This window comes from Pseudomonas sp. BIGb0176 (genome assembly GCF_024810175.1).
In the GTDB taxonomy this organism is placed as follows: Bacteria; Pseudomonadota; Gammaproteobacteria; order Pseudomonadales; family Pseudomonadaceae; genus Aquipseudomonas; species Aquipseudomonas protegens.
Map to the genome: position 1 here is coordinate 54,012 of NZ_JANUEC010000001.1, position 17,819 is coordinate 71,830.

At 65.8% G+C, this 17,819-nt stretch carries 2 protein-coding genes; both read left to right on the top strand.

All coding sequences use genetic code 11. The features are described from left to right. Positions 1-78: 78 nt before the first annotated feature. Positions 79-11,226, top strand: coding sequence for a non-ribosomal peptide synthetase (locus tag M2395_RS00235; protein ID WP_123472546.1), 11,148 nt, complete (start codon positions 79-81; stop codon positions 11,224-11,226). Continuing rightward, the gene (locus M2395_RS00240) at positions 11,226-17,807 is read left to right on the top strand and encodes a non-ribosomal peptide synthetase (RefSeq protein WP_123430028.1); all 6,582 of its coding nucleotides are present in this window, start codon (positions 11,226-11,228) and stop codon (positions 17,805-17,807) included. Before M2395_RS00235 ends, M2395_RS00240 begins: the two co-directional genes overlap by 1 nt. The last annotated feature ends 12 nt before the right edge of the window (positions 17,808-17,819 follow it).

Consider the following 17,819-nt stretch of genomic DNA (forward strand, 5'->3'; position numbering starts at 1 on the left):
TTCCCCGGCCTTCATCCGTTCCGTAGGGATGACCGAGCCAATGCTCGATACCCAACAAGTAAGTACGGATGACTCCCGATGAATGCAGAAGACTCCTTGAAGCTCGCCCGCAGATTCATTGAACTGCCGCTGGAAAAGCGCCGGCTGTTCTTGAAGGCTCTGGACAAGGAAGGCGTCGACTTCTCTCTGCTGCCGATTCCGGCGGGGGTTGCGGTGCCTGATCGCCAGGCCCTGTCCTATGCGCAGCAGCGCATGTGGTTTCTCTGGCAACTGGACCCGCAGAGCGCGGCCTACAACCTGCCCAACGCGGTCCGCCTGAGCGGGCCGCTGGACCGGGCAGTGCTGGCGCAGGCCTTCGACTGGCTGCTGGAGCGGCATGAGAGCCTGCGCACGGTCTTTGCCCTGGAGGACGATGAGCCTCGGCAGGTGATCCAGGAGGCGCGGGTCGACATCGATTATCGGGAGCTCTGCGACCTCGACCCGGCGCAGCGCGAAACCAGGGTGCAACAGCTGGCCGACGCCGAAGCGCGCCGGCCCTTCGATCTGCAACAGGGGCCGTTGCTGCGGGTCTGCGTACTGGGCCTGGGCGAACAGGAGCACGTGATGCTGCTGACCCTGCACCATATCGTCGCGGATGGCTGGTCGATGGGGGTCTTGATCGAAGAATTCCTGCACGCCTACGACAGCCTGCTCCAGGGTGAGGTGCCGAACGTCCCGGCGCTGCCGATCCAGTACCGCGACTACGCACTGTGGCAGCGCAGCTGGCTGGAGGCAGGGGAGCAGGAGCGGCAACTGGACTACTGGCGGGCCAAGCTGGGTGACGAGCATCCGCCGCTGAAACTGCCCACCGACCATCCGCGGCCGGCCCATTCCAGCCGCCAGGGGCGCCGCCTGGATTTTGCCCTGGAACAACCCCTGGCCCAGCAACTGGGCGCCCTGGCGCGCCAGCAGGGGGTGACCCTGTTTGCCGTGCTGTTGGCCGGCTTCAAGCTGCTGCTATCGCGCTACAGCGGCCAGCAGGACATCCGGGTCGGCGTGCCCATCGCCAACCGCACGCGCCAGGAAGCCGAGGGGCTGATCGGTTTCTTCGTCAACACCCAGGTACTGCGTACCGAACTGAGCCCGCAATTGACAGTGCAGCAACTGCTGGCCGATATCCGCGAGACTACCCTGGGCGCCCAGGCCCATCAGGACCTGCCCTTCGAGCGTCTGGTGGAAGCCCTGCACCTGGAGCGCAGCCTGAGCCACAGCCCGCTGTTCCAGGTGCTGTACAACCACCAGCCCCAGGTCACCGAACTGACCACCTTGCACAGCCGCTCCGGGCTGCAAGTGCAGGCCTTGCCGCGCAACGAGCGCACGGTGCAGTTCGACTTGACCCTGGACACTTTCGAACGCGGTGGCCAGTTGCAGGCCGCCTTCACCTACGACTGCCAGTTGTTCGAAGCGCAGACCATCGAGCGCATGGCCGGCCACTGGCAGAACCTGTTGTGGGCGATGGTGCGCGAGCCGCAGTCGGCGCTTGCCGAACTGCCGCTGCTCAGTGCCCAGCAGCACCGGGGCTTCCTGGCCCAGGGGGCTGGCGCAGAAGAGGTGTTCAGCGCCGAATCGGTGCTCGAACTCTTTGCCCGCCAGGTCGCCACGCAGCCCGAAGCACCGGCCCTGGTATTCGCCGGGCAGTGCCTGAGCTACCGCGAGCTGGACCTGCGTGCCAGCCGTCTGGCCGCAGCGCTGGTGGCGCGTGGCGTGGGGCCGGAAGTGCCGGTGGGTATCGCTGTGGAGCGTTCCCTGGAGATGGTGCTGGGCCTGTTGGCGGTGCTCAAGGCCGGCGGTGCCTATGTGCCCCTGGACCCGCAATACCCCGAACAGCGCTTGAGCTACATGCTTGAAGACAGCGGCGTACGCCTGCTGCTGAGCGAGACGGCGGTGCAGCCGCGGCTGCCGGTGACGGCCCGGGTCGAGGTGCTGTTGCTGGATCAGGCACAGGCCTGGGCGCCGGACAGCGATCCGCTGGCAGCCTTGCCCGGGATGGCTGCCGGGAACCTGGCCTATTCGATCTACACCTCCGGCTCCACTGGTGCCGCCAAAGGCGTGAGCATCACCCACGGAGCCCTGGCCAACTATGTGCAGGCGATCATCCAGCGCCTGCCACTGGGGGCTGCGCGCACTATGGCCGTGGTCTCGACCATCGCCGCGGATCTTGGGCACACCACGCTGTTCGGCGCCCTGTGCTCCGGCAGTTGCCTGCACGTGATCGACCTGGATACCGGGTTGGACGCCGACGCCTTCGGCGCCTACCTGCACACCCACCAGATTGATGTATTGAAGATCGTCCCGTCGCATTTGCAGGCGCTGATGAGTGGCGAAGAACCGGCCCGTTCCCTGCCGCGCCAGTGCCTGGTGCTGGGCGGCGAGGCCTGCCCGGCGGCTCTGGTCCGCAGGATCGCGACCCTGGCACCGGAGTGCGCGGTGTTCAACCACTACGGCCCCACGGAAACCACGGTCGGCGCCCTGACCATGGCCGCCGCCACGCTGGCGGACGAGCGGGCGGTGGTGCCCCTGGGCCTGCCGCTGGCCAACGTCCGTGCGCGGGTGCTGGATGCATCCTTGCAACCGGTGGCGCCCGGCACTCCGGCCGAGCTGTACCTGGGTGGCGCCGGCCTGGCGCGGGGTTACCACCAGCGCGCGGCCTTGACCGCCGAGCGCTTTGTGCCGGACCCCTTCAGCGGCGACGGGCAGCGCCTGTACCGCACCGGTGACCTGGCGCGCTATCTGGACGGCGGGGTTATCGACTACCTGGGCCGCATCGACCATCAGGTGAAGATCCGCGGTTACCGTATCGAGCTGGGGGAAATCACCGCGGCCCTCAAGCAGTTGCCCCAGGTCGAAGACGCCGTGGCACAGGTGGTCAGTGTGGCGGGCGAGTCGCAAGTGGCGGCCTATGTGGTACTGGCCAAGGCTCAGGAACCGGAGGCGGCGTGGCAGGAGATCCGCCGGCAACTGGCGGTGGCCTTGCCCGACTACATGCTGCCCATGCATTTCCTGGCGTTGGCCGGCATGCCCTTGACCCCCAACGGCAAGCTCGACCTGCGGGCCCTGCCGCCATTGCAGCAGCAGGCGCCGGTGGAAGCCTTTGTGGCCCCGGTCAGCGAGCTGCAGCAGGGCATCGCGGCGATCTGGCAGGCGGTGCTCAAGGTCGAGCGGGTGGGCCTGGGCGACAACTTCTTCGCCCTGGGTGGCCATTCATTGCTGGCAACCCAGATCATGTCCCGGGTGCGTCGCCTGCTGGGGGCGGACGTGCCGCTGCGGGTGCTGTTCGAAACCTCGCGCCTGGACGAATTCGTCGAACAGGTACAGGCCTGCGCGGGCGCCGCGGCACTGCCGCAGATCGAGGTGCTGGAGCGTGATGGGCCCTTGCCGGCCTCCCATGCCCAGCAGCGGCAATGGCTGTTCTGGCAGATGCATCCGCAGAGCACCGCCTACCACACGCCGATCGTGGTCCGTTTGCAGGGGGAGCTGGACCAGGCTGCCTTGCAGCAGACCTTCGATGCCCTGGCCCAGCGCCATGAAGCGTTCCGCACTACCTTCACCCAGCATCAGGAACGCCTGTGCCAGGTGGTGCATGCACAGGGCGCGATCAGCGTGGCCTGGGAGCGATTGACGCCGGGCCTGCCCCGCGAAGCCGTCCAGGCCCGCGCCCTGGAGGAGACCCAGCAATTGTTCGATCTGGAGCGCGGGCCCCTGTGCCGGGCCCGGGTGCTGCAGATCGCCGAGCGCGATTACCTGCTGGTGGTGACCTTGCACCACATCATTTCCGATGGCGCCTCCATGAGTGTGCTGGCCCGGGAATTCGTCGCGTTGTACCGCGGCTTGATCCAGGGGCAGGCACCGCAGTTCGAGCCGTTGAGCGTGCAGTACGCCGACTACTCCAACTGGCATCGCAGCTGGCTGGAGCAGGGCGAGCAACAGCGCCAGCTGGATTACTGGCACCAGCAACTGGGGCTGGAGCATCCGGTTCTGGAGCTGCCTCTGGATCATCCACGCCAGGCGTTGGTCTCCCACCGCCAGGAACGCCTGGGCCTGCGCCTGCCGGCGGACCTGGAGCAAGGGCTGCGGCGAGTGGCGCGGGAACATGACATGACCCTGTTCCAGCTGTTCCTGGGGTCGTTCGCGTTGCTGCTGCACCGTTACTCCGATCAGCCGGATATCCGCATCGGGGTGCCGGTGAGTAATCGCCGCCATCAGGAAATGGAAGGGGTGATGGGCTTCTTCGTCAACACCCTGGTGATGCGCGTCGAGCTGGCGCCGAGCCTGCCGGTGGGGCAGTTGCTGCGTCAGGTCAAGGCCACGGCCCTGGCCGCCCAGGCCCATCAGGACCTGCCGTTCGATCGTCTGGTGGATGCCCTCAAGCCCCAGCGTGCGCTGGACCAGAACCCGTTGTTCCAGGTGATGTACAACCACCTGAGCATTGCCGGGGAAAGCACCGACGGCACCAGCTTGCCGGGCCTGCAAGCCGAGGAAATGGTCCTGCAGGGCGGTACCGCGCAATTTGACCTGACCCTGGAAACCCTGGAGACCGACGCCGGGATCAACGCTTCGTTCATCTATGCCGGCGAATTGTTCGAGGTCTCCACCGTCCAGAGCCTTGCCGATCACTGGCGCAATCTGCTGCAAGGCATGCTTGAACCGCAGCAAGCCCTGGGCGAGCTGCCGATGCTGGGCCAGGACGAGCAGCGCCGCATTCGCCAGGAGTGGGACCACACCGATGTGGTCTACCCGACCCATCGTTTTGTCCATCAGCTGTTTGCCGATCAGGCGGCCAAGGCTCCGGATGCACCAGCGGTGTTCTTCGCCGAGCAGCGCCTGAGCTATCGCGAGCTGGATATTCAGGCCAACCAACTGGCGCACAAGCTGATCGAACTGGGGGTGGGGCCGGAAGTGCGGGTGGCCATCGCCATGCCGCGCTGCGCGGAAATCATGGTGGCCTTCCTTGCCGTGCTCAAGGCCGGTGGGGTCTATGTGCCGCTGGATATCGAGTACCCCCAGGACCGCCTGCGCTACATGATGCAAGACAGTGGCGCGTGGCTGCTGCTGACCCAGAACCATCTGCTGGATCGCTTGCCGATTCCTGAGGGGCTGCCGACCCTCAGCGTCGAAGGCGCGGCTGATTTTGCGGCTTACCCTGTGACCAGTCCGCAGGTGGATCTGGCCGAGGAAAACCTCGCCTATGTGATCTACACCTCCGGCTCCACCGGGCTGCCCAAAGGCGTGGCGGTGTCCCATGGTCCATTGGCCATGCACAGCCTGGCCACCGGCGAGCGCTATGAAATGAGCCCGGCGGATTGCGAGTTGCACTTCATGTCCTTCGCCTTCGACGGCTCCCACGAAGGCTGGATGCACCCGCTGATCTACGGCGCCAGCGTGCTGATCCGTGATGACAGCCTGTGGTCGCCGGAATTCACCTACGAACAGATGCATCGCTATGGCGTCACCGTCGGTGTGTTCCCGCCGGTGTATCTGCAACAACTGGCGGTACACGCCGAGCGTGACGGCAACCCGCCGGCGGTGCGGGTGTACTGCTTCGGCGGCGATGCAGTGCCCCAGGCCAGTTACGATCTGGCATGGCGGGTGCTGCGGCCCAAGTACATCTTCAACGGTTACGGCCCGACCGAGACGGTGGTTACGCCATTGATCTGGAAGGCCAAGGCGGGCGATCCGTGCGACGCGGCCTATGCGCCCATCGGCAATATCGTCGGCAATCGCAGCGCTTATGTGGCCGATGCCAACCTCAACCTGTTGCCGGTTGGCGTGGCGGGCGAGTTGTACCTGGGCGGCCTGGGCGTGGCCCGGGGTTACCTGGATCGACCTGGGCTGACGGCCGAGCGTTTTATCCCTGACCCCTACAGCACCACCGGGGCCCGGCTGTACCGCAGCGGCGATCTGACCCGCTATCGCACCGATGGCTTGGTGGAATATGTGGGCCGTGTCGACCATCAGGTGAAGGTGCGGGGCTTCCGTATCGAGCTGGGCGAGATCGAAGCGCGCTTGCTGGAGCAGGACCCGGTACTGGAAGTGGCGGTGATCGCCCAGCCAGGGCCGAGCGGCCAGCAGCTGGTGGGCTACATCGTGCCGGTGGACGCCGAGGTGGCGTCGAGCAACGAGCGCCAGGCGCAGTTGCGCGAGAGCATCAAGGCGCGCCTGCGCGAGAGCCTGCCGGACTACATGGTGCCGACTTACCTGCTGTTCCTCGAAGCACTGCCGCTGACACCGAACGGCAAGCTGGACCGCAAGTCGCTGCCGAAAGTCGATGCGCAGCTGATGCAGCAGACCTACGTCGCGCCGCAGAACCCGCTGGAACAACAGATCGCGGCGATCTGGGCCGTTGTGCTGAAGCTTGAGCAGGTGGGCGTCACCGACAACTTCTTCGAACTGGGTGGCGACTCGATCATCTCGATCCAGGTGGTCAGCCGGGCGCGGCAGGCCGGTATCCGCTTCACCCCCAAGGACCTGTTCCAGCACCAGACGGTGCAGGGGCTGGCCACGGTGGCGGAGCAGGGCGAGGGCGGTTTGCAGATCGACCAGGGCCCGGTGCGTGGGCAAATGCCGCTGCTGCCGATCCAGCAGTGGTTCTTCGACACCCCGATGCCGGAACGTCATCACTGGAACCAGTCGGTGCTGCTCAAGCCGCTGAAGCCTCTGAGTGCCGAGGCACTGCAGCAGGGCTTGCAAGCCTTGCTCGAACACCACGACGGCCTGCGCCTGAAGTTTGTCGAAGAAGGCGCAGCCTGGGTCGCGACTTATGCCCCGCTGGGGCAGGTGACTGCGGCACCGTTGGCGGCGATGCAGGCCGATGCGCTGCTGTGGCTGGCGGACGACGCCACTGAAGATTCGTTGCAAGCCCTGTGCGATACCGCGCAACGCAGCCTCGATCTGCAACAGGGGCCTTTGTTGCGTGCCGTGCTCTTCACGTTGCGTGATGGCACCCAGCGCCTGCTGCTGGCCATCCATCACCTGGTGGTGGACGGGGTGTCCTGGCGGGTGCTGCTGGAGGACCTGCATCAGGCCCTGGTACAGCAGGCCGCCGGACAAACCATCAAGCTGCCGGCCAAAACCAGCTCCTCCCAGGCCTGGGCCGGGCAATTGCAAGCCTATGCCAACAGCGCGGCGCTGCAGCAGGAGTTGGGTTACTGGCAGGCGCAACTGCAGGGTGTCGAGTCGGTCCTGCCTTGCGACCGGACAACGGATCAGGTCGTGATCAAGGACGCCCTAAGCGTCAGCACCGAACTGGACCCGAGCTATACCCAGCGCCTGTTGCAGGACGCGCCGGCAGCCTATCGCACCCAGATCAACGACCTGCTGCTCACTGCCCTGGCCCGGGTCATCACCCGCTGGACCGGCGACAGCAGCGCCCTGGTGCAACTGGAAGGCCACGGCCGCGAAGAGCTGTTCGACGCCATCGACCTGAGCCGCACCGTGGGCTGGTTCACCAGCGTGTTCCCGGTGAAGCTGACGCCGCAGCCGGCCCTGGCCGACTCGATCAAGCTCATCAAGGAACAGCTGCGGGCCGTGCCCAACAAGGGCATCGGCTTTGGTGCCCTGCGCTACCTGGGGGACGAAGCGGCGCAACAGACCCTCGCGGCACTGGCGGTGCCACGCATCACCTTCAACTACCTGGGCCAGTTCGATGGCAGTTTCGATGAGCCGGATGCCTGGTTTGCCCCCAGCGCCGAAGCCAAGGGTGCCGATCAAGGCGCCCAGGCTCCGCTGGGCAACTGGCTGAGCATCAATGGCCAGGTCTATGGCGGCCAATTGAAGCTGGGCTGGACCTTCAGCCAGGCGATGTTCGATACCGCCACCATCGAGCACCTGGCGGATGACTACGCCCGGGAACTCAAGGCGCTGATCGAGCATTGCAGCCAGCCCGAGCACCGTGGGGTAACCCCGTCGGACTTCCCGCTGGCGGGCCTGAGCCAACAGCAACTGGACCAGTTGCCACTGGCCCTGGCCGAGGTCGAGGACCTCTATCCGCTGTCGCCGATGCAACAGGGCATGCTGTTCCACACCCTCTACGAGCAGGGCGCGGGCGACTACATCAACCAACTGCGGGTGGATGTGGATGGGCTCGAACCCGAGCGCTTCCGCCAGGCCTGGCAGGCGGCCATCGACAGCCATGACATCCTGCGCAGCGGCTTCCTCTGGCAGGGCGAGCTGCCGGCGCCGATCCAGGTGGTGCACAAGCGTATCCGCCTGGACTTTGTCGAGCATGACTGGCGGGCGAACGAGGCCGTGCCGGCCGCCCTGGATGGCTTGGCTGAAGAAGAGCGCCTGCGTGGTTTCGACCTGCTGGCCGCGCCCCTGCTGCGCCTGACCCTGGTGCGCACTGGCGAGCGGCGTTACCACCTGATCTACACCAACCACCACATCCTGATGGACGGCTGGAGCAACTCACGGCTGCTCGGGGAAGTACTGCAACGCTATGCGGGGCAGTTCGCGAGCCATGCGCCCGGGCGCTACCGCGACTACATCGCCTGGCTGCAACGCCAGGACGCCCAGCTCAGCGAGACCTTCTGGAAGCAGCAACTGGCGGTCCTGGATGAGCCAACCCGTCTGGCCCAGGCCATCAGCCGCGGTGGCCAGGCCCTGGCCGGCAAGGGCTACGCCGCCCATCAACAGCACCTGGACCTGCAACAGACGCAACGCTTGAGCGAGTTCGCCCGCCAGCAGAAGGTCACGGTCAACACCCTGGTGCAAGCCGCGTGGCTGTTGCTGCTGCAACGCTACACCGGGCAGGACAGCGTGGTGTTCGGTGCCACCGTGTCCGGGCGCCCGGCGGAGCTCAAGGGCGTGGAGCAACAGATCGGCCTGTTCATCAACACGCTGCCGGTCGTGGCTGCGCCGCGCCCGGACATGCCGGTCAGTGACTGGCTGCAACTGGTGCAGGAACGCAACCTGGCCCTGCGCGATTTCGAACACACGCCGCTGTACGACGTGCAGCGCTGGGCGGGCCTGGGGGGCGAGGCGCTGTTCGACAATATCCTGGTGTTCGAGAACTACCCGGTGTCCGAGGCCCTGGCCCAAGGTGCACCGGCGCAGTTGAGCTTCGGCATGGCGGCCAACCATGAGCAGACCAACTACCCGCTGACCCTGTCGGTGTACCTGGGGCAGACCCTGGCGTTCGACTACAGCTATGCCCTGGAGCATTTCGCCGAGGCGAACATCCGGCAACTGGCGGGCTACCTGGAGCAGGTGCTCATGGCGCTGGTGGAGCAGCCGCAGTCGAGCATCGGCGAGTTGGCGTTGACTGGCGCTACCGAGCGCCGCTTGATCGAGGAGCAACGCAGCCGTACTCCGGCGCGAGACCTGTCGCCGCTCTGCGTCCAGCAGTTGATCGAGGCCCAGGCCGCACGCACTGCGGATGCCGTGGCGCTGCTGTGCGCCGGTGAGCAACTGAGCTATGGCCAGTTCAACCAGCGGGCCAACCAGTTGGCCCATGCGTTGATCGAGCAGGGCGTGGGCCCGGATGTGCGGGTGGGCATCGCCGTGGAGCGCGGGCTGGACATGATTGTCGGCCTGCTGGCGGTGCTCAAGGCCGGTGGCGCCTATGTGCCGCTGGACCCCGAATACCCCCAGGAGCGCCTGCACTACATGATGCAGGACAGCGGCATCCAGCTGCTGCTGACCCAGTCGCCGCTGCTGGAACGCCTGCGCGACGGGGTGGAGGTACCCCACCTGTGCCTGGATCAGCAGGGCCTGGACGGCTACTCCCTGAACAATCCAGCGCCGCGGGCCCAGGCCGACAACCTGGCCTATGTGATGTACACCTCCGGTTCCACCGGCCGGCCCAAGGGTGTGGATATCAGCCACCGCGCCTTGACCCAGCACGCCCAGGTTTCCCGGGACTACTTCAACATGAGCGCGGCAGACCGTGGCCTGCAGTTCTCCACCTTCAACTTCGACGCCTTTGTCGAACAGCTGTACCCGGCGCTGATCTGTGGCGCCTCGGTGGTGATTCGCGGCAAGGCACTGTGGGACAGCGAAACCTTCTACCGCGAGCTGATCGAGCAGGGCATCAGCATCGTCGATCTGAGCACCGCCTACTGGTTCATGCTGGGCAAGGACTTCGCCAGCCGCGAACCCCGCGACTTCGGCCGCCTGCGCCAGCTCAACCTGGGGGGCGAAGCCATGCCGGCAGAAGGCGTGGCGGCGTGGAAGAAGGCCGGCCTGAAACACGCCTGCCTGCTCAACACCTACGGGCCGACCGAGGCCACGGTGAGTGTTACCGCCCATGACTGCAGCCGTTACCTGCAGAACGGGCAAGCCTTGCCGAGCCAGATGCCGCTGGGCAAGGGCTTGCCGGGCCGCTCCATCTACTTGCTGGACAACAGCGGCAACCTGACCCTCAGCGGCGCCACCGGCGAGCTGATGATCGGGGGCGAGCTGCTGGCCCGGGGTTACCACGACCGCCCAGGCCTGACTGCCGAGCGTTTCATTCCCGATCCGTTCAGCAGCGATGGCGGTCGCCTGTACCGCTCCGGCGATCTGGCCCGCTATGACGCCGAGGGCGTGATCGAGTACGCCGGGCGCATCGACCACCAGGTGAAGATCCGCGGTTTCCGCATCGAAATGGGCGAGATCGAAGCGCGGCTGCTGGAGCTGCCACTGGTGCGCGAAGCCGTGGTGCTGGCCCAGGAGGCGGCCGGTGGTCCACAGCTGGTGGCCTACGTAGTGGCGGCCGCGGGCGTGGCGGTAGAGAGCCCGGAACAGCAGGCACAGGTGCGCGAGCAACTCAAAGCGGCCCTCAAGGAGGTGTTGCCGGACTACATGCTGCCGGCGCACCTGCTGTTCCTCGAAGCGCTGCCGTTGAGCCCCAACGGCAAGCTGGACCGCAAGGCCCTGCCCAAGGCCGACGCCAGCCTGTTGCAGCAGGCCTACATCGCCCCACAGAGCGAACTGGAACAGCAGGTCGCGGCGATCTGGGCCCAGGTGCTGGAGGTCGAGCAAGTGGGCATGAACGATAACTTCTTTGAACTAGGTGGGCATTCCTTGTTGGTAACCGCGATGGTCTCTCGAGTCCAGCTCAAGCTTGGGCGCCAGGTCAGTGTGCAGATGGCGTTTGAATTTCCCACCCTGGGGCTGTTCGTCAGCCAGTTGCAACAGACGCCCGGCCAGGTGCAAGGCGCCGACCTGAGTGCGCTGGAACTGTTGCTCGACGAAATGGAGGCTGTGTAATGGACAACACCACCGCGCTGAAAATTGTCAAAGGCTTCATCCTGCTGCCCCTGGAGAAGCGCAAGGTCTACCTGCAGAAGATGCTCGAACAGGGCATCTCCCCGGCCAACCTGCCGATTCCCGAGGTGCGCCTGAGCCAGGAGCGCCTGCCGCTGTCCTATGCCCAGCAACGCCAGTGGTTCCTCTGGCAACTGGCGCCCGAGAGCACGGCCTATCACATTCCCAAGGCCCTGCGCCTGCGCGGAAAACTGAATGTCGAGGCCTTGCAGCGCAGCTTCGACAGCCTGATCGCCCGGCATGAAAGCCTGCGCACGCATTTCGTCGAGGAGGCCGACACGGCGCTGCAGGTGGTCGCCCCCGAGGCGCGCCTGGAGCTGGTGCGCCAGGCACTGCCGGCCCAGGCGAGCCAGCAGCAGATCAATGCGGCCGTGCAGGACTTCGTCCAGGCCCAGACCCGGCAACTGTTCGATCTGCTGGCCGGGCCGTTGCTCAGGGTCGGCCTGTTGCAGGTGGCCGAGAATGACCATGTGCTGGTCCTGACCCAGCACCACATCGTCTCCGATGGCTGGTCGATGCAGGTCATGGTGGATGAACTGATCGCGTTCTACATCGGTTTCTGCCAAGGGCAGACGGCGTCGTTGCCGGCGCTGCCGATCCAGTATGCCGATTACGCCCTCTGGCAGCGCCACTGGATGGAGGCCGGTGAAAAGGACCGGCAACTGGCCTACTGGACAGCGCAACTGGGCGGCGAGCAACCCTTGCTCGAACTGCCTCTGGATCGCCCGCGCCCCGCGGTGCAGAGCCATCGGGGCGGGCGCCTGGAGCTGACCCTGGAGCAGCCGTTGAGTGAAGCCCTGGGCAGCCTGGCCCAGCGGGAAGGGGTGACCCTGTTCATGCTGTTGCTGGCCTCGTTCCAGACCCTGCTGCACCGCTACAGCGGCCAGGCCGATATCCGCGTCGGTGTGCCCATTGCCAACCGCAACCGGGTCGAGACCGAGCGCCTGATCGGCTTCTTCGTCAACACCCAGGTGCTCAAGGCGGAGATCGACGGGCAGATGTCCTTCAGCCAGTTGCTGCAGCAGGTACGCCAGACCGCCCTGGCGGCGCAGGCGCACCAGGACCTGCCGTTCGAGCAGTTGGTAGAGGCCTTGCAGCCGGAGCGCAGCCTGAGCCACAACCCGCTGTTCCAGGTGATGTTCAACCACCAGGTGGAAGCGGCGGTCGCAGGCAAACCCCTGAACCTGCCTGGCCTGAGCATCGAGGCCCTGGACACCCAGGGGCAGTCGGCGCAGTTCGACCTGACTCTGGACACCGTGGAAACCCAGGGCCGGATCGCCGCGTCCCTGGTCTATGCCACCGATGTGTTCGACGCCGCCACCATCGAGCGCCTGGCCGCCCATTGGCGCCAGTTGCTGCAAAGCGTGGCCAGCCAGCCACAGCAGCGCATCGGCCTGTTGCCCTTGCTTGAGGCTGATGAGCGGGCGCAGATCCTCGACCAGTGGAACCGGCAGCAGCAGGCATTCCCTTCCCGGGCCTGCGTCCATCAGCTCATCGAGGCCCAGGCCGCCAGGGCGCCCCAGGCCATTGCCCTGACCTTCGCCGGGCAGAGCCTGGACTACCAGCAGCTCAACGAGCGGGCCAATCGCGTGGCGCACAAGCTCATCGAGCAGGGCGTGGGGCCCAATGTGCTGGTGGGGCTGGCGGTGGAGCGCAGCCTGGAGATGGTCATCGGCCTGTTGGCGATCCTCAAGGCCGGCGGCGCCTACGTGCCGCTGGACCCGGCCTATCCCCAGGACCGCCTGCAGCACATGATGCAGGACAGCGCCATCGCATTGCTGCTGACCCAGGAGCATCTGCTGCAGGGCTTGCCGGCGTTTGCCGGCAGTACCTGGTTGCTGGAGCAACCCCTGGACGGCTACCGGGTAGACAACCCCGAGGTCGGGGTGACGCCCGAAGACCTGGCCTACGTGATCTACACCTCCGGTTCCACCGGCAAGCCCAAGGGCACCTTGCAGCCACACCACAACGTCCTGCGCCTGTTCGCGGCCACCGAGCAGTGGTTCCAGTTCGGCACCGAGGATGTCTGGAGCCTGTTCCACTCCTATGCGTTCGACTTCTCGGTGTGGGAGATCTTCGGTGCCCTGCTGTATGGCGGGCGGCTGCTGATCGTCCCCCAGGAGGTGGCGCGCTCGGCCCAGGACTTCTACCCGCTGCTCTGCAGCGAGGGCGTGACGGTGCTCAACCAGACGCCGTCGGCGTTCCGCCAGTTGATGCACGTGGCCTGCAGCGCCGAGCCTGCGCATCGGTTGCGCTACATCGTGTTCGGTGGCGAGGCCCTGGAGGTCAATACCCTGCAACCCTGGTTCCAGCGTTTCGGCGATCAGCGCCCGCAGTTGGTGAACATGTACGGCATCACCGAAACCACGGTGCACGTGACCTACCGTCCCTTGTCCGTGGCGGACCTGAGCCTGGCGGGGGCCAGCCCGATTGGCGAGCTGATCCCCGACATGTCCTGGTATTTGCTGGACAGCAACCTGCAACCGGTGCCCAAGGGCTGCATCGGTGAACTCTATGTCGGGCGTGCCGGGCTGGCCTGGGGCTACCTGAACCGCGGCGACTTGAGTGCGGCGCGGTTTGTCCCGGACCCGTTTGGCGAGGCTGGTGGGCGTCTCTACCGCACCGGTGATCTGGCGCGTTATCAGGCCGACGGTTCGATCGGCTACATCGGCCGTATCGACCACCAGGTGAAGATCCGCGGTTTCCGTATCGAGCTGGGGGAGATCGAAGCGCGGCTGCTGGAATTGCCTGCGGTGCGCGAGGCGGTGGTGCTGGCCCCGGAAGGTCCCGACGGCCCGCAACTGGTGGCCTACGTGGTGCCCGCCGGCCTGGACTGGAACGGCCAGGACCCGCTTGCCGAGCAACTGCCCCTGCGCGACGCCATCAAGGCCGGGCTGCGCGAGCACCTGCCGGGCTACATGGTTCCGGCCCATGTGTTGTTCCTCCAGGCGCTGCCCCTGACCGCCAACGGCAAGCTCAATCGCGCTGCCTTGCCGGCCATCGACGGCAGCCTGTTGCAGCAGGCCCACGTGGCCCCGCGTAGCGAGCGCGAACAGCAAGTGGCCGGGATCTGGGCCCAGGTGCTGAAACTGGAAAAGGTCGGCTTGACCGATAACTTCTTCGAGCTCGGCGGCCATTCGCTGCTGGCCACCCAGGTGATGTCGCGCATCCGCCAGGAGCTGGGCATCGAGGCCCCCCTCAAGCTGTTGTTCGAAGGCGAGTCGCTGGAAGATTTCGTCCGCCTGCTGGGCCCGGAAACTGCCCAGCCACTCCAGCCGATTCCCCTGGTGGACCGGCAGCAGCCGCTGGCGGTGTCCTATGCCCAGGAACGCCAGTGGTTCCTCTGGCAGCTGGACCCCGACAGCAGCGCCTATCACATCCCCATGGCCCTGCGCCTGCGCGGCTCGCTGGATAGCCGGGCCCTGCAAAGCAGTTTCGATGCCTTGATCACCCGCCATGAAAGCTTGCGCACGCACTTTGTCGAGAGCGCCCGGGGCCTGACCCAGGTGATCGCGGCCCAGGCCCGCTTGCCCATCAGCCAGCAGGACTTGTCCCTGCTGGTGGAGGCCGGCAACACCGATGACTTGATCAAGCAGGTCATCGACACCCAGGTACGTCAGCCGTTCGACCTGCGCCAGGGGCCGTTGCTGCGGGCCACCCTGGTGCGCCTGGCGGAGGACGAGCATGTGCTGGTGCTGGTCCAGCACCACATCGTTTCCGATGGCTGGTCGATGCAGTTGATGGTGGAGGAACTGATCCGGCTCTATGGCGCCCATAGCCAGGGGCAGGAGGCCGAGTTGCCGGCGCTGGCGGTGCAGTACGCGGACTACGCGGCCTGGCAACGCCAGTGGATGGAAGCCGGTGAGCGCGAGCGGCAACTGGATTACTGGTTGCAGCAACTGGAAGGCGGCGCTCAGGTTCTGGATTTGCCCCTGGACCATCGGCGGCCGTTGCAGCAAAGCCACAAGGGCGCGCGCCATGGCATCAGCCTGGATGGCGCCTTGCCGGGGGCCCTGAAACAGCTGGCCCAGCGCGAAGGGGTCACGCTGTTCATGCTGTTGCTGGCCTCGTTCCAGGTGCTGCTGCACCGCTACAGCGGCCAGGCGGACATCCGCGTCGGGGTGCCCACCGCCAACCGCAACCGGGTGGAGACCGAGCGCCTGATCGGCTTCTTCGTCAATACCCAGGTGCTCAAGGCTGAAGTCGACGGGCAACTGAGCTTCAGCGACTTTCTAAGTCAGGTCAAAAGAGCCGCGCTGGAGGCCCAGGAGCATCAGGACCTGCCCTTCGAACAACTGGTGGAAGCCCTCAAGCCGGAGCGCAGCCTGAGCTACAGCCCGCTGTTCCAGGTGATGTTCAACCACCAGGCGGCCGCCCGCCAGGACGCTGCAACCCTGGAGGTTCCAGGGTTGCAGGTGCAGATGCTCAGTGGCGAGGACAGCACGACCCAGTTTGATCTGAGCCTGGATACCTTCGAGTCCGGGGATCGCCTCTGGGCCTCCCTGACCTATGCCTGCGACCTGTTCGAGGCTTCCACCATCGAGCGTCTGGCCCAGTCCTGGGTGCAGTTGCTGCAGGGCATCGTCCAGCAGCCGCGCCAGCGCCTGGGGGACCTGCCGCTGCTGGGCGCTGCCGAGCAGCACCAGTTGCTGCACGAGTGGACCCCGGCCACCGGTGAGTTCCCCAGCGATGGTTGCGTGCAGCAGTTGGTGGAAGCACAAGCACTGAAAACCCCGGAGGCCGAGGCCCTGTTGTTCGCTGGCCAGCGCCTGAGCTACCGGGAACTCAATGCCCGGGCCAACCGCCTGGCGCACAAGCTGATCGAGCTGGGCGTGGGGCCTGAAGTACGGGTGGGCGTGGCCTTGCAGCGCACCCCGGAAATGGTCGTGGCGCTGCTGGCGGTGCTCAAGGCCGGTGGCGCCTATGTGCCCCTGGACCCGGATTATCCCCAGGACCGTCTGGCCCACATGCTGCGCGACAGTCAGGCGCAGATCCTGTTGACCGAAAGCGCCTTGCTGTCGCTGCTGCCGTCCGTGGAGTCCCTGCAGACCCTGCAACTGGATGCCCGGCCAGGCTGGCTGGATGGGTACTCGACAGACGACCCGGCGCCACGCGCGACCCCGGACAATCTGGCCTATGTGATCTACACCTCCGGTTCCACCGGCCTGCCCAAGGGCGTGGCGATTGCCCATCGCAACGTGCTGGCACTGATCGACTGGTCGAACCGGGTGTACAGCACTGACGACCTGCAAGGAGTGCTGGCTTCCACCTCGATCTGCTTCGACCTGTCGGTGTGGGAGCTGTTTGTCACCCTGTCCAGCGGCGGTTCCATCGTCCTGGCCCGCAACGCCCTGGAACTGCCGGAGCTGGCGGACCGCGACCGGGTGCGCTTGATCAATACCGTGCCTTCGGCGATTGCCGCGCTGCACCGCAGCGGGCAGATTCCGCCCAGCGTGCGGATCATCAACCTGGCGGGCGAACCACTGAAACAGGCCCTGGTGGATAGCCTCTACCAGCAGCCCGGGCTGGTGCATGTCTACGACCTGTACGGCCCTTCGGAAGACACCACCTACTCGACCTACACCCGGCGCGAGGCGGGAGGGCAGGCCAATATCGGCCGGGCCATCAGCAATACCCAGAGCTACATCCTCAGCCCGGACCTGCAACCGGTGCCGGTGGGCAGTGCCGGCGAGCTGTACCTGGCCGGTGCCGGGGTGACTCGCGGCTATCTGGCGCGCCCAGGGCTGACTGCCGAGAAGTTCGTACCCAACCCGTTCTCCAGCGACGGTGGCCGGTTGTACCGCACCGGCGACCTGACCCGTTACCGCGCCGATGGGGTGATCGAGTACATCGGCCGTATCGACCATCAGGTGAAGATCCGCGGTTTCCGTATCGAGCTGGGGGAAATCGAAGCGCGGCTGGTGCAGCAGGCGGCGGTGCGTGAAGCCTTTGTCCTGGCCCATGACGGCGAAAACGGCCAGCAACTGGTGGCCTATATCGTGCCGAGCGAGGCCACCCCGACCGTCGAGGCCCAGGCCGCCTTACGCGAAAGCCTCAAGACGGCACTCAAGGAACACGTGCCGGACTACATGGTGCCGGCCTACCTGCTGTTCCTCGAAGCGTTGCCGCTGACCCCCAACGGCAAGCTCGATCGCAAGGCCCTGCCCAAGGTCGACGCCCAGCAGATGCAGCAGGTCTATGTGGCGCCGCAGAGCGAACTGGAGCAGCAGATCGCGGCGATCTGGGCCGATGTGCTGAAGCTGGATCGGGTGGGCATGAGCGACAACTTCTTCGAGCTGGGCGGCCACTCCCTGTTGGTGGCTCAGGTGGTGACTCGGGTCAAGCAGCAGTTTGGCGTGGATATGCCCATCAAGTCGCTGTTCGGCGCGGAGAGCCTCGCGGCCTTTGTCGAGAAGGTTCAGGCCCTGCGGCAGACAACTTCTTCACTGCAGGATGAATTGGCTAAATCTTTGGAGGCCCTCAAACGTTTATCTCCCGATGATCTTGAAAAAATAATTTCTTAGGCGAGGTAGTAC

Coding starts and splice junctions, on each gene's coding strand:
- M2395_RS00240 (WP_123430028.1), top strand. CDS start 11,226: ATGGACAACACCACCGCGCTGAAAATTGTCAAAGGCTTCATCCTGCTG.
- M2395_RS00235 (WP_123472546.1), top strand. CDS start 79: ATGAATGCAGAAGACTCCTTGAAGCTCGCCCGCAGATTCATTGAACTG.